Annotated in this window: 18 protein-coding genes and 1 pseudogene; 10 read left to right on the forward strand and 9 right to left on the reverse strand. The window is 42.9% G+C overall.

The window, feature by feature from the left end; genetic code table 11:
• Positions 1-118: 118 nt before the first annotated feature.
• On the reverse strand, positions 119-1,117 hold the full coding sequence (gene galE, locus V7K41_RS06850) for a UDP-glucose 4-epimerase GalE (protein WP_334846685.1): 999 nt from the start codon (positions 1,115-1,117) through the stop codon (positions 119-121).
• Positions 1,118-1,496: 379 nt separating this feature from the next.
• Here galE and V7K41_RS06855 point away from each other — a divergent pair, with 379 nt between their 5' ends.
• The 3 genes from V7K41_RS06855 (at position 1,497) to acsF (ending at position 6,071) form a co-directional block, all read left to right on the forward strand.
• On the forward strand, positions 1,497-2,147 hold the full coding sequence (locus V7K41_RS06855) for a hypothetical protein (RefSeq protein WP_334846687.1): 651 nt from the start codon (positions 1,497-1,499) through the stop codon (positions 2,145-2,147).
• A gap of 247 nt (positions 2,148-2,394) precedes the next feature.
• The gene (locus V7K41_RS06860; protein WP_334846689.1) at positions 2,395-4,146 is read left to right on the forward strand and encodes an ABC transporter ATP-binding protein; all 1,752 of its coding nucleotides are present in this window, start codon (positions 2,395-2,397) and stop codon (positions 4,144-4,146) included.
• A gap of 869 nt (positions 4,147-5,015) precedes the next feature.
• Complete coding sequence (acsF, locus tag V7K41_RS06865) at positions 5,016-6,071, forward strand: magnesium-protoporphyrin IX monomethyl ester (oxidative) cyclase (protein ID WP_334846691.1); 1,056 nt, start codon at positions 5,016-5,018, stop codon at positions 6,069-6,071.
• 286 nt (positions 6,072-6,357) lie between these two features.
• Here acsF and V7K41_RS06870 read toward each other — a convergent pair whose 3' ends face one another.
• From V7K41_RS06870 to V7K41_RS06880, 3 genes are all read right to left on the reverse strand, one after another.
• Entirely contained in the window at positions 6,358-6,690 is a 333-nt protein-coding gene (locus V7K41_RS06870; protein ID WP_334846692.1) for a DUF3140 domain-containing protein, read from the reverse strand.
• A gap of 9 nt (positions 6,691-6,699) precedes the next feature.
• Positions 6,700-6,915 (reverse strand): DUF2945 domain-containing protein, encoded by a 216-nt coding sequence (locus tag V7K41_RS06875; RefSeq protein WP_334846694.1) that lies wholly within the window; start codon positions 6,913-6,915, stop codon positions 6,700-6,702.
• Positions 6,916-7,073: 158 nt separating this feature from the next.
• Positions 7,074-7,211 (reverse strand): hypothetical protein, encoded by a 138-nt coding sequence (locus V7K41_RS06880; RefSeq protein WP_334846695.1) that lies wholly within the window; start codon positions 7,209-7,211, stop codon positions 7,074-7,076.
• A 580-nt stretch (positions 7,212-7,791) separates the two neighbouring features.
• Here V7K41_RS06880 and V7K41_RS06885 point away from each other — a divergent pair.
• The 7 genes and pseudogenes from V7K41_RS06885 (at position 7,792) to hpxZ (ending at position 13,418) form a co-directional block, all read left to right on the forward strand.
• Positions 7,792-8,739 carry a zinc-binding dehydrogenase gene (locus V7K41_RS06885; protein ID WP_334846697.1) on the forward strand — a complete coding sequence of 316 codons (948 nt, stop codon included), beginning with the start codon at positions 7,792-7,794 and terminating at the stop codon, positions 8,737-8,739.
• 15 nt (positions 8,740-8,754) lie between these two features.
• A complete protein-coding gene (locus V7K41_RS06890) occupies positions 8,755-9,102 on the forward strand; it encodes a hypothetical protein (RefSeq protein WP_334846699.1) in 348 nt (115 codons plus the stop codon).
• Between the two features lie 25 nt (positions 9,103-9,127).
• Positions 9,128-9,928 (forward strand): SDR family oxidoreductase, encoded by an 801-nt coding sequence (locus tag V7K41_RS06895; protein ID WP_334846701.1) that lies wholly within the window; start codon positions 9,128-9,130, stop codon positions 9,926-9,928.
• A 65-nt stretch (positions 9,929-9,993) separates the two neighbouring features.
• Positions 9,994-11,006: pseudogene (locus tag V7K41_RS06900) on the forward strand (TauD/TfdA dioxygenase family protein).
• Between the two features lie 225 nt (positions 11,007-11,231).
• Positions 11,232-12,155 (forward strand): DMT family transporter, encoded by a 924-nt coding sequence (locus V7K41_RS06905; RefSeq protein ID WP_334846702.1) that lies wholly within the window; start codon positions 11,232-11,234, stop codon positions 12,153-12,155.
• A gap of 15 nt (positions 12,156-12,170) precedes the next feature.
• Entirely contained in the window at positions 12,171-12,824 is a 654-nt protein-coding gene (locus V7K41_RS06910) for an HAD family hydrolase (RefSeq protein ID WP_334846703.1), read from the forward strand.
• A gap of 207 nt (positions 12,825-13,031) precedes the next feature.
• Positions 13,032-13,418, forward strand: a complete 387-nt coding sequence (gene hpxZ, locus V7K41_RS06915; protein WP_334846705.1) for an oxalurate catabolism protein HpxZ — start codon at positions 13,032-13,034, stop codon at positions 13,416-13,418.
• Positions 13,419-13,708: 290 nt separating this feature from the next.
• Here the strand turns inward: hpxZ and V7K41_RS06920 are convergent, their stop codons facing one another.
• The 5 genes from V7K41_RS06920 to V7K41_RS06940 form a co-directional block, all read right to left on the reverse strand.
• The gene (locus V7K41_RS06920; RefSeq protein WP_334846707.1) at positions 13,709-13,930 is read right to left on the reverse strand and encodes a YgaP family membrane protein; all 222 of its coding nucleotides are present in this window, start codon (positions 13,928-13,930) and stop codon (positions 13,709-13,711) included.
• A 619-nt stretch (positions 13,931-14,549) separates the two neighbouring features.
• Positions 14,550-14,858, reverse strand: coding sequence for a hypothetical protein (locus V7K41_RS06925; RefSeq protein WP_334846708.1), 309 nt, complete (start codon positions 14,856-14,858; stop codon positions 14,550-14,552).
• Between the two features lie 41 nt (positions 14,859-14,899).
• Positions 14,900-15,199, reverse strand: coding sequence for a hypothetical protein (locus tag V7K41_RS06930; protein WP_334846710.1), 300 nt, complete (start codon positions 15,197-15,199; stop codon positions 14,900-14,902).
• 369 nt (positions 15,200-15,568) lie between these two features.
• Positions 15,569-17,728, reverse strand: coding sequence for a thioesterase domain-containing protein (locus tag V7K41_RS06935; protein WP_334846712.1), 2,160 nt, complete (start codon positions 17,726-17,728; stop codon positions 15,569-15,571).
• Complete coding sequence (locus V7K41_RS06940) at positions 17,646-18,989, reverse strand: AMP-binding protein (RefSeq protein WP_334846713.1); 1,344 nt, start codon at positions 18,987-18,989, stop codon at positions 17,646-17,648. Before V7K41_RS06940 ends, V7K41_RS06935 begins: the two co-directional genes overlap by 83 nt.
• Between the last annotated feature and the right edge of the window lie 74 nt (positions 18,990-19,063).

The raw sequence follows: 19,063 nt of genomic DNA on the forward strand, positions 1-19,063 counted from the left end.
CAGGGGAGGCAGGGGAGGCAAGGGGGACAAGGAGGAATTATTGAAACTCTCTCCTTTGTTTCCCCCTTCTTCTTTGTCTACTTTGTCTCTTTTCCATACCGAATGCCCCCCCATTCCCTTATTTATGTCGCTTCTGATGCCACTGCCACGCATGAGCGACGATATCTTTGATGGATGGATACTGAGGTTGCCAACCTAAGATTGTTCTGGCTTTGTCACTGGTGCCAATCAGAATTGGGGGATCGCCAGGACGGCGATCGCGTTCTTCTACTGGTATCGAAATTCCTGTCACGTCTTCGACTGCGGCAATGACTTCTCTAACGGAGAAGCCGCTGCCATTGCTCAAATTAAAAACTTCGCTATCGCCACCTTTTAATAAATATTCCAATCCCAAAATATGGGCATCTGCTAAGTCGTTAACGTGAATATAATCTCGAATACACGTACCATCGGGTGTGGGGTAATCAATGCCGAAAATTGAGATGGATTCTCGTTTGCCTAAAGCTGTCATTAGCACCAAAGGAATTAAATGGGTTTCTGGGTTGTGATCCTCGCCCAGTAAGCCATTGGGATTAGCACCAGCCGCATTGAAATAGCGAAAACGCACTGATTGCAAACTGTAAGCGACATCAAAATCAGAGAGAATCCTTTCTACCATCAGCTTTGTAGCGCCATAAGGATTAATCGGATTTTGGGGATGGGTTTCGGGAATCGGCACGAATTGCGGTACCCCGTAGGTGGCACAGGTAGAAGAAAAGACAAATTTCTTTACAGATGCTGTCAGCATCGCTTCTAACAGGGTCAAAGTACCAAGGACGTTATTGCGGTAATATTTGGCTGGATCGGTAACAGATTCTCCTACGTAGGCATAAGCAGAAAAATGCATCACCGCAGCAATATCGTGGGTTTTAAATAGATGATCGAGCAAGGCGCGATCGCTTGTGTCCCCAATTATCAGTTCTACCTGTAAAACCTTTTCTACTAAATCGCGATGTCCATAGACCAGATTATCAAGTATGACAACGCTATAACCCGCTTTCTTCAAAGCAAGCACTGTATGGGAACCAATATATCCAGCTCCTCCCGTTACCAGAATAGTAGGCTTTTCAGGCGACATAGTTTTTCCTTTTAAGTCGATTACTTAATTAATTTAGTTTATCGGTGCCATATTACTCTTCTGGAAAATTATAAATAATAGACGCAGTGTCAAAAAATTGCACTAAAATCACTACGACGGTAGTCTTTGGGTGTGAGGTTTGAGAAATTTTAAGTCAAACAGTACGATTACAATTTGACAATAAAATAAATCCATTTCCCGAAACCTCTAGGTTGAGCCTTACGGGTGACGCTTCTAACGTCGCTATCAGTAAGAAGTCGCCAGTTGTTTTATGCAGGGAAACCATGCATGGCAGTCTTTTCTGGGGGCAACCCCAATCGAAACGGACTGCCTCTCCACCACACTGGCTCACTGCACCAGAAAATTTGAGAGTTAGTCTATGTTTCTATTATTAAGCCGGGTACTGCTGTGGCTGCTGATTGGCACTATCGTTTATTCTCTGTTCCAGCGATTTTATCCCTCTGGAAGTTTTGTCGGGCGATTAATCTTAGTCGTTATCTTGGTAATCGTAGCCCTATCATTTCTTAACCCCAATGAACCTGCTGTGGCGTCGTTGTGGAGGATGCTATCTTTTCCACTCAAGCCTCTAGGAGCCTCTGTTTTACTGATGATGATTGCCGCTCAGAAAATCAAAGGAGGTGGAATAGACAAACCAGGAGGATACTTGATTGGTTGGGCACTGACTATTTTGCTGTTAGCAAGTACACCAGCAGTCGCCTATTTCCTTTATAGAGCGCCACTAGCAATGACAGGTGAAAGATATGTAGCAACTGCTGCACCAACATCTGGGACACTGGTGGCATTGGGGCAACCCACCACAGCGAACATCTCAGATGTGACGGGGGATAGCATTCTTTCTTATAATTTGAGAGTACCTCCCTACCTGTTACAAGGAAGTCCTCAAGAGATTCGCACACGCGGTTTACGACTTGAAGACTTTGTACCAAATTCGGAAACGTTGCAATTGACGACAAGAACTTGGGAAAGTTATCTCGTTGAAATTTATAGGTTCTTGCGTGTTCAGCGGTAATCAGGCAAGAGAACTTTACTGGGTTCGTAGTAAGCGCTTGAGCGCTCAATCCAAGGACTAAAGTCCTTACTACGAACTTATTTCTTCATTAAAGTTGCTGTGGTGGACTTCTAGTAACGAACGGCAATAACTATCCACTTAAAAGAGGTTAACAAAAGCTAAATTTATAACAAGTGGTATTTCCTCTGCATAGCTGCCTTCTGGGACTAGCAGTTAATCTAGATGATAAAGTTGCACAATTGCTTTAATGGCAAAATCTCGACGAATCGCTAAACTCAGTGCTTACCTACGACCCCATTGGCGGGAAGCTTCCTTGGGCATTCTTGCTTTGTTGTCTGTCAATGCACTGGGTGTTTATATTCCTTGGTTGATTCGTGCTGGTGTTGACAAACTCTCGACAACCTTCAGCTGGAACCAAATACTACATTATGTAGTAGTAATTGTCTTGCTCAGTTCGGCGATGTGGCTAATGCGGATGGCATCACGCATTTGGCTATTTGGGGTGGGACGTCAGGTGGAATTTGACCTGAAACAACGGATTTTTGAACACTTACTGAAGCTGGAGCCTGCTTATTTTGCCAGTAATACTGCTGGCGATTTGATTAGTCGGGCTACTAGTGATGTGGACAATATCAAGCGGTTATTGGGTTTTGCGGTCTTGAGTTTGGCAAATACGGTGTTTGCTTACGCCCTGACACTGCCAGTAATGCTGGCAATTAGTGTGGATCTCACCCTAGCCGCCCTAGCAGTGTACCCTTTTATGCTCTTATTGGTGAGTCTGTTTAGCGATCGCTTACGCAAACAACAAGCAGCAGTCCAAGAGCAACTCTCTGACATCAGCGAACTCATCCAAGAGGATATCAGTGGCATTGCCTTAATTAAAATCTATGCTCAAGAAGCAAACGAGCGTCGAGCCTTCTCCAAGAAAAATCAGCAGCTATTGACTGCTAACCTGGAATTGGCAAAACTCCGCAATACACTGTTTCCGCTAATTGGCGGGCTAGCTAATATCAGTTCACTAGTAATCATCTGGCTAGGGTCGGCACGGATGTCTGCTGGAACGCTTCAGGTTGGCGATTTTTTAGCACTGTTAATTTATGTAGAGCGCCTGGTTTTTCCCACTGCCCTTTTAGGATTCACAATTACTGCCTACCAACGCGGTGAAGTTAGTATCGATAGGCTTGAATCTATTCTCTCGGTCACACCAAGAATTAAAGATGCAGCCAATGCCATACATTTACCAGTGGCTGAACTTAAAGGCGAACTGACAGCAAAAAATCTCACCTACAATTACCCTGGTTCCACTACTCCAGCTTTAGCAAATGTTAACTTTACCATTGCTCCTGGAGAAACTGTAGCGATTGTTGGGGCAATTGGTTCGGGGAAATCTACTTTGGCCAATGCTTTACCGCGCTTGTTGGATATTGAATCAGGACAATTGTTTTTAGATGGGCTAGATATTACTAAAATCGCTTTGACTTCTTTACGAGGTGCGATCGCCTACGTTCCTCAAGATAGCTTTCTATTTAGCACTACAATCAAAAATAATATTCGCTACGGCGATCCAATTAGCGAACAACAGCAGGTAGAATCTGTCGCTAAACTTGCCCAAATTGAATCAGAAATCCAGAATTTTCCGCAGCAATATGAAACTATTGTTGGTGAACGCGGTATTAATCTTTCTGGCGGTCAACGGCAACGTACTGCTTTGGCTCGAGCAATGTTGGTCAATGCTCCAGTGTTAATTTTGGATGACGCTCTCTCTAGTGTGGATAATCAAACAGCCACGCAAATCCTCAAAAATCTCTCCAGTGGTACTGAACGTAAAACAGTAATTTTTATTACGCACCAATTATCAGCGGCAGCGGCAGCTGACCGAATTTTAGTAATGGAAAAGGGAAAAATTGTGCAGGTCGGAAATCACTTAGAACTTTTAAAACAACAGGGTTTATACAGAACTTTGTGGAGCCAACATCAAGTTGAGGAATTACTGCGATGAAGAAGACAGTATAAAACAAGTTTCAAAAGCCTTGAATGAAAGAATGACTGGGGATTGGTATTTTGACTCAGCACTGGCTCAACGCCCTGCTATCCATACTTTCAAGTCATATCAAGTCCGGTGAAAGACTTATCATTTAGACCGCAGTTCTTGCTGGGAGCTCTTAGCTGGGGGAAAGAGACTTTTCCGATTTTTGCACAGATCCGGTAATCATAAGTGATTAACCAGACTTGATATCAGAGGGCAAGAATTTAGATAGGATAAATAGTTAGGAGTACTTCACACCCTAGCTAACTGTTCAACGGTGCGATCGCGATCAATTAAAAGCCAATAGGCTATTCCCCCAAACTGCGGAAAAATTTACACCCTCTTCAAACACCCGCCCTTTTGGAATCATGCGGTTACGTCTTTCTTTGCCTTCTGTTCGCTCCAGTGGCTTGTTGAAGCTCTAACGCTGCGCAAATCTCATCTCGTAAAGGACTTCCAAATAAAAAAATATTCCAAAACTGACGCAAAAATCCTCTTAATCTCTCCTCTCTGTGTGTTCTCTGCGTCTCTGTGGTTCGTTTTTTGGGATAATTTATTTCTTGGAAATCCCTAAATTCTACATGAATTGCTGCGATCGCTTCCACCCGTCCCATATTCAGGGCAGCAAGACTTCGGCGTGAACGCTCAGTCAGACGAGGGTGAAAAAGGGTTTGAGTCTTATTTACTTTTCTTCACACAGTTCTGTTTTATTCTGCCCACTTACTTATTGGAAATCCCTGCCTGCCGACTTTACTGAAGGATTGTAAAGAGACCTAGCAAAATAATTGCATTTGTCATAACTTGATAGTTATGTAACTATTGACTCGATCGCCTCATTACTCATGGTTAACACCCTACCGAAGTCAGAAATTAAAACCCCCAGCAAAGAAACTGTACTCACCCCCCGGTTTTACACTACAGATTTTGAAACCGCAGCCAAGCTGGATTTGTCTGCTCAAGAAACGGAGTTGCAGGCGATGTTGACAGAAATGCGGACAGACTACAACCGCCACCATTTTGTTCGCGATGAAGCGTTTGAGCAGTCTTGGGAACACATTGGCGGTGAAGCAAGGCAGGCATTTATAGAGTATTTGGAACGCTCTTGCATTTCTGAGTTTTCCGGCTTCTTGCTATTCAAGGAATTATCCCGCAAGCTAAAAAATCGTAGTCCAGTGCTAGCGGAAATATTTCAAATGATGGCGCGTGATGAAGCCCGCCACGCCGGATTTCTCAACAAAGCAATGGCCGATTTTAAACTCTCCCTTGATTTAAGCACTGTTACTAAAACCCGCACTTATACATTTTTCCCGATTGAATGGGTACTTTACACCGTTTACCTCTCAGAAAAAATCGGCTACTGGCGTTACATTATTATTTTCAGGCATCTAGAAAAGCACCCGGAAAACCAGTTTTACCCCATATTCCGCTACTTTGAGAGTTGGTGTCAGGACGAAAACCGCCACGGGGACATATTTAAAGCATTATTGCGTTCTCAACCGCAACTTTGGAACACCTGGAAATCTAGGCTGTGGAGTCGCTTTTTTTTGCTATCAGTATTTGCTACTCACACCCTGACAGTTCATGAACGTTCCGGATTCTACAAATCATTGGGACTTGATGCCACAGAATTTGATATCCAAGTTGTCCGCAACACCAATGAAACCGCAGGACGGGCTTTTCCTGTAATATTGAATACCGAACATCCCAAGTTTTTCTCACGTCTACAATGCTGTGCTGATTATAACTTAAAAATTGCAGAAATTGAAGGCAGTTCTAGTCCGAAATTGGTGAAGCTAATTCGCAAACTACCTTTGATTGCAGCAATTGTTTGGAATCTGCTGTTAATTTACCTGATCAAACCAATTGATACTGAAGCCCTGCGGGGAACGGTTCGTTAGCTATTTTTCAGACATCTGCTGATACATATTGTCAAGAGTGAAGAGTTCAGAGGGTGTAGGGTGTAGGGAACCCACGTTTTTAAACGTGAGATTGAAGCAATGACGCTGTATTTCTCACGCTGCGCCACTCGTTATACATCTTTTTTTACTGGGCTTCAGACCCAGAACTAAAATTTTTTATTTCTACAACCCACACCCAAACCTGCAACCCCACACCCTTTTCTTTGTGAAAAATTAAAACGACTTTTAACTGGAGGCGAAGCTTTCCAAGACTACACTTTAACTCTCAACTTTTAATCGGGTCGTGTCCCCAATTTTTTAGTGAGTAGCGCCAACGTGTATGTTCAACATCGCCTTCAGGCTGCTGCGCTAAATGGCGATGAATGTAACTAACGACTTTTTTCATCTGTGATAAATCATCATCTGTATAAGTATCTTTTTTCTTTTTCAGCAAACCGATGATCTGCTTACCTGATTTGTGTCCAATTGATTCATCGTCATTTTTCTTTTGTCCAACAGATTGAGATTCTTCTGTTTCTAGCCAGGATGCTAGTTCTTTTGGTGTCATGTTGACTGAAGAATAAAACTCATCTATTACTGATTTGATATCTTTACTCATAAGGCTATATTAGTCTTCAATTTTTTCAAGAGCATCAAATTTATGAGCAGCTTCTTTGCCAGTTTTGTCGCTTTTCACTAGATATTGTGGATTATCCTTTGAGGCAGCAACATGATGTCCACTTATATCTATGGGCGAAATTAATTTTTTTTCTACTTTGCCAGTAGTTTCACCCTGTGATGTATTCCACTTTACCCGATCGCCTTTCTTTAATTCTTCAGTCACGAGTTTTTCTTTTGGCTATTTTATATCTGTTTATTATGGTGGGGTCGCCAGAAAAATTAATCAGCCGAACGAGAGAAAAAGGGTTATGGAGAGCTAATTTTTTCCGTTATCGTTTGGGCAAAGCGATGTCTACAATGAGCTAGACCTACGCTCACTGATTAAGTTTCTGTCGGTTCAGCCGATTTTATTTTTGCTTCACCAACCTTTGCTTTTGCTTCTGTGATGATATCTTTTGCCAACATGCGATCGATGTCAGTGCGATCGCAAATACCTGCCGTCACAATTAACGCAATCATCACACCCACCTGTTGTTGCAAATAGTCCTGCAGTTGAGAAATTACAGACTCAATCGATTATCCGGGAATTTTTACTACCAAAGTGCTAATTTGAGATATTTCCAATAGGATATTTGATAATACATCTTGCTGACTTTTTACTAGCATATTAGTAACTAATAATGCAGTGATGGTTAAAATACTTATCCGAAAATAAAGCTTGATTTTTATCAGATAAAAGAGATAAAAATTATTAATTTTAAATTTTCCCATACTGCATAGCAAAATCCATAAATGCCCGACAGAAGGCTGGTCATAGAGTAAGCTAGCAGGTTGACACGACTAGCTGACAATGCAGCAATAGATGAAACAAATATTTTCACAGGTGCTTGATTATTCTGGTTGTTTGTGATAATTTTCTTTATTACTAACCCAAAATACTGTAAATATATCAAGATATCGTTGTATATTAAATTTCGTTAACCTAGTTGCAAAGATTTGCAGTTAAGAATAAATAGCTAATCTATCGAGATTATTTATTGCAGGTATAACGATTGCGAACCAACGAACTAGAAATTAATCTCTAAGCCAGGGCAACCTTATGAGCAAAATACGTGCTGTGATTGTTGATCCCAATGTGCCAGGGCGTTTGGCACTGAGTGAAGTGACTGCACCAAAGCCTGCCCCAGATGAAGCTCTAGTGCGGGTAGCGGCAATTTCCCTCAATCGGGGAGAGATAAAACGTTCAACCACTGCTGAGGCTGGTTGGCAGCCTGGTTGGGACTTAGCAGGTGTAGTGGAAATTCCCGCCGCTGATGGTTCTGGGCCTCCCCAAGGGGCACGTGTAGTTGGCTTGCGCCGCGCCGGTGCTTGGGCTGAACTCGTGTCTGTTCCTACTAACGCCTTAGCAGTAGTGCCGTCATCGGTATCTTTTGCTCAAGCCGCCACACTGCCTGTAGCAGGTTTAACTGCATACCATGCAGTGTTAAAAGGTGGTTCGCTTTTGGGTCGAACAGTTCTGGTTACAGGTGCATCAGGAGGTGTTGGTTACTTCGCTATCCAATTGGCGCAACTGTCAGGAGCGCAAGTTGTGGCACATATTCGTCAAGCTGGCTATGAAACTCTAGTTAGAGAAGCAGGAGCGCAATCGGTGGTGATTGGCGAAGACCTCTCACCCGCCAGCGAGTATGGGCCCTACGATCTAATTGTAGAGTCAGTAGGTGGCAAGACTTTGGGGATAGCCCTTGGCTTACTGGCACAGGATGGAAAAACTGTGCTGTATGGAGTATCTGGGGGAGCTGAAGTGACATTCAACGCAGCTCAATTTTTTGGGACTGGTAGCGTCAGCTTGTATGGCTTACGTCTATTTGATGAATTGAGATTTGAATCAGCAGCAGTCGGTCTAAAACGGCTTTTGAGTCTAGTTGAAGCAGATGAGTTACATCCTCACATTGATTTAGAAGCTTCTTGGACACAAATAGCTGACGTGGCCCAACAACTACTCGATAGGCGTTTTCCTGGCAAAGCTGTGTTGCACATTTCAAATTGAGCAATAGCAGATTGTATGAGGGATAGTACTGACTTCTGGTTCAAACTAGATCGGCTTGTAGCCATTAATAATCTCAAGATAGATCGCCCAAAAGGGACATCACATCCACGTTATCCATCCTTTGTTTATCCTCTGGACTATGGATACTTGGAAAATACTCGCTCTGGAGATGGAGCTAATATTGATGTCTGGATAGGTAGTTTGTCTAGTAAAAAAGTTACCGCCGTCATTTGTAGTGTTGACTTGGAAAAACGGGATACAGAAATCAAAATACTTCTGGGCTGCACTTCTGGGGAAAATCAAGCCATCTTGGATATCCACAATACAGGCTCTCAATCAGCAATATTATTGGTTCGCAAGTAAATTACATTTTTGAGGGTAAGTTTGTATGAGCTTAGAACTAAAACTATCAGGTAAAACAGCGATCGTCACCGGAGGAAGCGCGGGAATTGGTTTAGCTACTGCCAAAGCACTCTATAGTGAGGGTGTGAATGTTGTGATCGCAGCCCGCAATCAAGAAAGACTAGAAAATGCACTAGCTGCCATCCAGTCCCTACCAACTCCTGGCGCTAAAGTTATTGCCATCAGCGCTGATTTAACGAAAGCAGAGGATGTTGAGAAAGTTGTCTCCACAACATTGTCCCAATTTAATCAGATTGATATCTTGATTAATAATGCTGGATCAGCCCGTGCTGGATCTTTCCTAGAATCCACTGATGATTTATTTTTGGATGCTTGGAACTTAAAATTATTGGGCTATATCCGCTTAGTTAGAGCCGTGGTTCCCCATCAAAAAAGTCGCGGTGATGGGCGGATTGTCAATATAGTCGGCGGTGCAGGACGGACACCTCGCCCTAACTTCCTAGCTGGTGGTACAAGCAATGCTGCTTTGCTGAATTTCACAAAGGGCATTTCTAAAGAGCTAGCCGAGTACAAGATTCGCATTAACGCTATTTCCCCTGGTGCTACAGCTACTGAGCGTGCCGAGACTTTAGCTCGGCAAAATGCCCAAGCGCAAGGCATCACCGTCGAGCAAGTAAAGGCACAAAACATCCAAAGTATTCCTTTAAAAAGAATCGCCCAGCCAGAAGAAATTGCCGCGCTGGCGTTATTTTTGGTGTCTGATCTAGCTGCATCAATTACAGGAACAGAGATTATCGTTGATGGCGGATCTACCCCTGGTGTTTAACAGTAGAGACGCGATGAATCGCGTCTCTACTGTTGTAAAAATATAAACTTCTTGGAGATAAAAACATGGGTTCTCAATACTTTGACATCAAACCAGTTGCAGGACGTATCGGTGCTGAAATCATCGGTGTTAATCTGAGTTCTAATCTCAGCGATGACATCATCAGCGATATTCGCAAGACTCTAGTCAAATACAAAGTCATCTTTTTCCGTGGTCAGCAACAACTCGATGCTGATGGACAGGTCGCCTTCGCCCGTCGTTTTGGTGAAGTCACTACAGCCCACCCAACTGTACCATCGCTGTCAGAAAATCCAGAAGTCTTAGACCTGAATTATGGGCGTACCACTTCCCGCGCCAATAGCTGGCATACTGATGTAACATTTGTAGACCGTCCTCCTCTCGGCTCTATCTTACAAGCGCTTGACATTCCGCCAACTGGTGGCGATACAATCTGGGCAAACTCAGTAACTGCATACCAAGACTTACCTATTCATCTACGTAATCTAGCGGGTCAACTTTGGGCAGTACATAGTAATGCCTTCGACTATGCAACTGGATTCGACCTACCTGAAGATGCCAAGGCTTACCGGGCTGTCTTCACCTCGACTGTATACGAGACTCTGCACCCAGTTGTACGCATCCATCCCGAATCTGGGGAGCGTGGGCTATTCATCGGCGGATTTGTGCGCCAGTTCCGTGGTTTATCAACAACTGAATCAGATGACATTCTGCGGCTATTGCAAGCGTACATTACACGTCCTGAGAACACAGTCCGGTGGCGTTGGCAAGTTGGTGACGTAGCTTTTTGGGACAACCGAGCTACTCAACTAGGACTTACGCACAGGTAACGGAAAACGAACCACAGAGGACGCAGAGGTCACGGAGAAATGAGAGTTTGAAAGGGTTTTTGCGTAAGTCCTATCAACATTATGCGATCGCAGATTACGGCGACCAGCCCCGCCACGTTCAACGAGTCACAATTGTCGGCGATCTCCCAGTTGGCATCGATGGTAAACAAAGTGAGGCTATCAAAGGAGATGCTTCTGAGTACAACCGACGTCAGGCGGTGACTGCGTAATAGGGACTCGCCTCAAAAGTAGTACCTGCTCCTGAATCTGTGGGCGTCGGTTCCTTGGCATAGTTTTGATTGAACAACTGGCAGTGTTTTTGAAGTGACGGCTTTGATTTCCTCAAACTTCATCTGGTTTGTTATTCCAGTGGTTTTAACAATACAATCAAGTCGTCTCTAAGAAAACTTTTTATCGTGTTGGGCATCCTAACGGTTCTTCTATCCTCCTTTGTTTTGACGTTTCACAACGTTACTGTCCGAGTTTTGTTTTCAGAACATCTCGTACTAGGTTTATTTTTACTCGGTGGATACGTTAAACCGGATTTGCAGAATTCCTTCTTGCTGATGTTCATGCGAATGCTGCTGGTGGTTCCACTCATGGCATCTCTATCATTCAAGCTATATCCATCTGCTTGGACAGAACTCCAAAACTTGTTCACCCGCAATCGTAGGGATGTTCTGATTCAAGCTTTTGGCTGTGGGGTATTGATGTTTGTGTATATTGCCTCACTCTACATTGCTATTGGCTTGATTCCCACAGGCATTGCCTTGACCCTCTTCTTCACCTACCCCGTATTTACAGCGCTGCTGTCATGGAGGTTTTTTGGCGATCGCCCCACATTGTTCCGTTGGCTGGTGATGGGTATTATTCTAGTGGGAAGCGCTCTCACCATTCCTCAATCTTCTGCTACCTACAGCAGTCATACCATTGCGATCGGTATTTTCGCTAGTTTTGGCGCTGGGATCGTTTATGCCTTTTATTGCATCATTGCTCAAAAATGTTTAGAAAAATTCCATCCAATTCCCTTTACCTGGATCAGTTTTGCCTCCACTTTACTGCTTTCCGGTGTTAGCTTACTTTTTTGGCCAGCTAAGAGCGGCCAACTTGATTGGACACCCCTATGGATTGGCAGCATATTTTCAGGTCTTGTCAGCTTTCTCGGACACACATTAAACAATGTGGGGATTCGGATGGTTGGCGCTTCTACTGCTTCCATAATCGGCTCTAGCAGTCCAGCATTGACGGCGCTAGTTGCATGGATAAGCATTAGCGAAACTTTAAATGTGATTCAGAGTGTAGGGATTGGTGTTGTCACATTGGGCATCGCCTTACTTAGTGCAGAAGGCTTTGTGAAATCGCTCAAAATTAGGGGTTGAATTAGGAATTAAGATATGCCTTTCTCCGCTATCCTTTTCGATCTTGACGGGACTTTGACAGATCCTAAACCTGGTATCACTGGTTGCATTCACTATGCGCTCACTGAACTCGGTTACAAACCACCGAATGCTGATGAATTAAATTGGTGTATTGGCCCACCACTGAAAGATAGCTTTTCGCAATTACTCAATACCTTAGATGGCACAGTAATTCAACAGGCTATTTCACTTTATCGTCGTCGTTTTGCCACAATTGGATTATTTGAAAACTCACTTTATCCCCAAATTTCAGCAATCCTAAAAGCCATTCGTTTTGCTGGTTATAAAACTTTTGTCGCGACTTCTAAACCATATATTTATGCAACGCAAATTATTGAACATTTTGGCTTATCGTTGCTTTTTGATGGTGTTTATGGTAGCGAACTTGACGGAACGCGGAGCATAAAAGGTGACTTAATTCACCATATTTTATCAATAGAAAAACTTTCTCCATCTACTGTGGTGATGGTAGGCGATCGCTCACATGACATCATTGGAGCCAAGCGCCATCAAATCGCCTCAATTGGTGTCACCTATGGCTATGGAACTGAGGAAGAATTAAAAGCTCATGGTGCTGACTTTATTGCCCATTCTCCAAATGATATTCCCAAATTAATAATTCGTAAATAATGCCACCATCTTTAACACTTTTCCATAACTTACTTCTGTTTAGTACTGCTTTTATTGCAGGTGGATTAAACGCTGTAGCAGGTGGTGGAAGTTTTATCATTGAACCCCACCTAATTCGGAAATTTATAAGGAGCTTAAAAGAAAAATAGCTCTGGCTATTTGAAAGAGTGCATAATCTAGCCATAACACCAAAAATTGGTAAAAACAATGACTACTATAAATGACCCTGCTGTTGTCGCTGAAGTAACTGATTTGTACCTCAAGTATGAAGAAGCTCTTTGTGATAACAATTTAGAAGTGATGGACAGCTTGTTTTGGGATGCGCCCGAAGTAGTGCGGTTTGGCATCACAGAAAACCTCTATGGCGGCGATGAAATTCGTAACTTTCGTCAGAATCGACCAAACCCAAAAATAGAGCGAGAAATCTCGAATCTCAAGGTTGTAACCTTTGGGAAAGATGCAGCAACAGTAACTTTAGAATTTTGCCGAATCATCAATGGTGTAGAGCATTTCGGGCGACAAAGCCAGACTTGGTACAAGTTTACCGAAGGATGGAAGGTGGCTTCAGCCCATGTTTCATTATTGCCAGTGTGAGTTTCAAAACTATGATTCGTTGCGATTGAAGTTATCAAGTTGTGTTGAGTTCAGAAATTGGAATAATTTATTTTTTGGAGTTCCCTGAAATCTAGGAACAGAAATTTTGATGGGTCTTCCTCTGTTTTTCCTAGTTTTCCAAACTCGTTTTGGCCATTGAGGGCAAATACCTCGTTTGCGTAGCGCAGTACGTTTTTCTTTGGAGTCATAACCACAAAGTCAGATGTCAGATAAGTTGGGTTGAAGAATGAAACCCAACTTATAATTTTTCTATATCAACGATCGGTAGATTAGCCTTTCAAGTTTTCGTCATCTTTCAACTTTTTCCCCACTAAAGCACATGCCGGACAAAAGCCGAACAAACCTGTAATTCCCGTAAAGCAACCACTAATTGCGATCGCACTTTTTGGAATTGGAGCAAGATTAGAAAAAAGTCCACCAACCACCAGTGCAATGCCTATTGTTATCCGAAGCCCTTGTTCCCAAGTATATAGATTTTTACGGTAAATCATATTGATGTTCCTTTTGCTGTGATGTAATGAGGAAGAGCCTTGTTTGCCTTCCCCTGATAGGAGACGCAGACACCACAAAAGGATTCAACACTTTACATTTGTTAACAAATTTAGAAACGGGAAGTTTACCCCGAATTTCTCACAAGTCAAACTCAAAAATCTGAACGGGTGACAAAGAAGTTATAAAGCAGACTAGATAAGAGTCATAGCCCGTAGACCTTTTTGTTCAATCAAACTAATTACAAACACATTTTCGTTCTAGTGGAAAAGTTACGCTTACCTTTTTGGTTAGTTTTACTTATCAGAAATTTCTTAACGAGTGTCGATAAAATGTATTAATTAATACGGTTTTTTAGACAATAATCAGTTTCACAGCTCTTGATTGCAGAGTGATACCTTCTCTACGAGACGCTTCGCGAACGCTAACGCAGAAGTTTTCGGTCTACTGACCGTGAATAAGTGGGTGTAGAGAATGAAACAGGGATGCTCAAACTAAAATGCGATCGTTGGAATGAAAATGCCTCTATCTTGAGAGAAGAAGCATTGAAAGCAGATGCCTGCTTATTCTGGTGAGTTTAGCCTTGTTTTCAAGATATTTCTTGCTCTGTAGAGGCGACTCTTAACTGCTTCCACAGTAATACCCAAAAAAGATATTTTCTAGAGTAGTTTCAACTTCTTGAATTGAGGTAAGTTCCATTTGGCGAGATGTTAGAATTTCCCGAATCTCAACTTCTCCAGCTTTGACATCTTTTACTAGCACATCAAGGCGATCGCCAAAGGTTTGGACATCAACAATCTGTTTTGCAGGAATTCCAGTACTAAAGTGAATTTGTTCAATTCGGGGTGGCAATTCCAGCAAAGCTGCTTCGGCTGCTTCCAAGTCAGGAGTGCGAACTTCAAAACGGTACAAACCCAGGCTGGAGCGCAATTCTTCTAAATATCCAATTTGTTGAATTTTTCCTTCGTATACTAAAGCAATACGAGGACGATTAACTGACCCTTACGGACGCTATCACCCTCACGCACGGCAACAAAATTGACCCGACCTGTTACTTTCGCACCAACATTAGTCTCATAGCCCTCAATGCGACCGCTGACCCCAATTACTTTCTGAACTTTCGGTAATGAAAAGTACCAGTATACTAAACTAGCAGTAGCAATCAGCAGCAATACTGGAATCAGCAGACGTGATTTCTTCTTACCTTTAGTCTTAGGCTCCTCATCTGCTTCTGTATATTTGTATGGTTCTGAAGAATTTAACTGTTTCATACGTAAGTTTACTTGTAGACATAACTGACTTTTCACAGAATGTGGAAAAGGCAATTTTAATGTTTTCTCAAACCCTGCTTTTTTCGTTCGCTATTGTCAACAGTTAAAGAGTCTTCTAGTGCTTTCGCTGCAATTTGAGAAGCAATAAAGCTGATTACTGATGTGAATTTTTGGAGCTTCTACTTGTTGTAAAGTACCTCTGTGCATTGGCTTTTTAGAAAGAAACTTTGATACAGGTTTTTTCACAAATATGGGATTAATACGGTGAACACGTTCGGGTAACAACGTATCTACAATCTCTACAATTAACTAATCGAAAAAAAGGGAAATTATTCTGGCTGTAAGTCTTGGAACTTAGGGATAGCAGGACTAATGACCAACAACATCTTGGATAAAAAATTTCAACTTTTCTGTCAAAACATCTACCTGGGGTTTAGCAAACATAGTGAAATGATTACCAGGAACGCGACAGACAATTATAGGTTTTTGAGTAAACTTGTTCCAACCTAATGTCTCATCGCTAGAATATTGCGGCTCGAAAATCGAATTAACACTAGCACGAATTAAAGTAACTTGATCTGGGTAGGTCGGTGGTACGTAATCAGCCATTGCTAGCATATTGGCAGAAAACACCTTCACCAAGCGTCGCATCTGCTCAAACTCCATATCTGGAGATATCAAATTTGCTTGTTTAGCCTCTTCTAAAATCAAATGTAATTGCTTGTCTGGTTCAAGCTGTCGGAGACACTTTTCCAACTTCGTCAGAGTATTTGCTCCACCACTGAGGTCTCTTAGAAACCAAGTTAACAGCCTTGCATCATCAAATTTTGGTGTATGGACGGGTGCTAGAGAGTCAATTAAAGCTAGTAACGCCACTTCTTGTCCTTGTTGTTGCATCTGGTATGCCATTTCAAACGCCACTACTCCTCCCATTGACCAACCGCATAACAAATAGGGCCCATTCGGTTGAATTTCTTGTATAGCTGCAATATAGTGAGCAGCCATTTCTGGAATTGTGGAAAAAGGTTCTTTTTCCCCAGTCAAACCAACTGCTTGCAGTCCATAAAAGGGTTGCTCAGTACCTAGACACCGAGACAAATCCATATAGCAAAGGATATTCCCACCTACGGGATGCACGCAAAAGAAAGGTAATTTATCAGCAATCCCCGCTTGTAGATTAACTAAGGGACTCTGAGGTAACTGAAGATTAATACTACCTAAAACATTTGCTAAATTTTCGATGGTGCGACTTTGCAGAAGCGCCGACAGGGGAAGTTCCCGTCCGTAAAGTTTTTGGATGCGAGAGATCAAACGAACTGCCAGCAGAGAATTACCTCCAAGTTCAAAAAAGTTGTCGGTTACGCCGATGGGGTGAATATTTAACAGCTTTTCCCAAATCTGCACCAGTTGTAATTCGAGGGTAGTGCGGGGTGAAACGGCAGCTTTTTCGCCTTGGTCAATAGGTTTTTGGTCGGGGGTAGGAAGCGCTTGGCGATCCACTTTCCCATTGAGTGTGAGAGGCAAAGAATTTAGGATCGTGAAGCTAGAAGGTACCATGTAATCGGGTAGCTTTTTACTCAAAAAACTACGCAATTTCCCAGTTAATCTGCCATGTATATCTTTCAAAATACCTTGCATTTCCAACAGGTATTTGATGCTTTGCTGGAGCAAAATTTGTTCGCTGGGTGTGAGTACAAATTGCAACCCAGCTTTCTCCCACTGACGCCAAGCGACTCGCGCCTCCAGACATCTTTCGTTATTGCTTCCTGGTAGCTGGAAGTACAAGCTTACCAATTGACCACGCTGCAAAGATTCTGGCACTCCGATCAGGCAAATACCGCATCTAGAAATATCCTCTGTAGTTAATTCTACTATGTGGTTATCGCCAAATTCTGCCCGACACGTAGTTTTTAACGGTACTCGATCTGGAATCGTGGTGGGGACAATATATGCTACCAAACGTTTATTACCGCGATCGCCCACTACTGATACTATTGCTTGGCATACTGCCGGATGCTGTTCCAAGGCTGTTTCGATTTCTCCTAACTCAATCCGGTAGCCTTGAACTTTAACCTGGAAGTCTTCCCGCCCTAGAAATTCAATATTACCATTAGGCAGATAGCGTCCTAAATCTCCTGTACGATATAAACGCTCACCAGTACGAGGGTGCTTGATAAACCTAGCTTGGGTTTTTTCTTCATCTTGCCAATAGCCCCAAGCCAAACCAATACCACCAATATAAAGGTCTCCTGTCACCCACATTGGACAAGGTTCCATCACCTGGTTCAAAACATAAAAGTTTTGATTGATCATTGGCCGACCGTAAGGAATACTAGTCCATGAAGAGTCTACAGATTTAATCGGGTAAATGATTGACCAAATAGAAGCTTCAGTAGCACCACCCAGGCTAAATACTTCAACCCCTTGAATCAAGCTTTTGATCTGGTCAGGCAAACTTACAGGTATCCAATCCCCACTCAACATCACCACACGCAAATAACAAGTAGGTATTTGCGTGTGGTGATGCATACTCAATGTACATTTGCATCAGTGCTGGAACTGAATTCCAAATCGTTACTTTTTCTCGCGCCAACCATTCAGCCCAGTGGCCGGGGTCACGAATACTTGTAGCGTCTGGAATCACAATGGCAGCACCAGCAGCCAAAGTCCCAAATATATCATAGACTGATAGATCAAAATTTAAAGCTGACAGTGCTAGTACTCGGTCATCAGGAACAACATGAAAGCGTTGGTTGATATCACAAATTGTATTGACTGCACCCCGATGGTCAATCATCACCCCCTTCGGTAGTCCAGTAGAACCAGAAGTGAAGATGACATATGCCAAATCCTCTGGTTTCTGAATTATTTCCAAAGGTGCTGGTGAAATTGTCGCAAAATCGGCGTCCCTATCTATACAAAGCCGTTTGACGTTTATAGGCCACTCTAGAGATTCGTCGAGCCAGGATTGAGTTAGCACTAATCCTACTTCACTTTGTGCCAACAGATACCAAAGACGTTCTTTGGGTAACGAAGGATTAATTGGTAGATAGGCGGCACCGGATTGCAGAAATCCTAATACCCCTACTACTTGTTCCCAACCTTTTTCCATGACTACTGCTACCAAAACATTGGGACGTGCCCCCAATTGTCGCAGCCATCGACCTACTTGATTCGAGCGGGTATACAATTCACTGTAGGAAAGGATGCGATCGCTAGAAATTACTGCCAGAGATTCTAAACGCTTTGATACCTGATCGGCGAACAATGTGTGTAGCATCCCTTGAGGTACAGATGCCTGAGTGGCGTTTACCTCTATTCTTTCTGCTAACTGGCTGGGTGGTAACATCTGGAAAGATGTTTGTTGCCAAGCTGATTCTTCTAAAGCTAGACGAGATAGCAGAGATTGGTAAGCATTAAACATATCGTCCAAAAGACCTTCAGGAAACAGTTCTTCTACTGCATCCCAAAAGAGAACGCAAGCCCCATCATTCTCCATTACTGAATGATCCAGCCAAACTTGGGGAGTTTGAATGCAAGCAAAAATCGGATCGGCTACTCGACCTTGGGTAAAAGTTTCCTTGTCTCGTGCGTCAAGACTACTAGCAAATACCACTGGGGCTGCCGCTCTTGAACTTCCCCCTCGCTGTCGGTTTAGTTCTCGTAATACTTGTACCCCACTGATATGACTGTGTTCAAAGTCATTCCAAATTTGGTTTTGTAATCGCTTTGCTCTGGCTGCAAAGGTATCTGGAAGCGAATTATTTACCTCAGGGTTAGCGCGTCTCAAACCCTATTGACAAATGGATTCTATGAGAGAGTTGAGTTAGGGAGAGCCGCCGCCAAAACAGAAACCATATACTG

This window comes from Nostoc sp. (genome assembly GCF_036917415.1).
Classification (GTDB): Bacteria; Cyanobacteriota; Cyanobacteriia; order Cyanobacteriales; family Nostocaceae; genus Nostoc.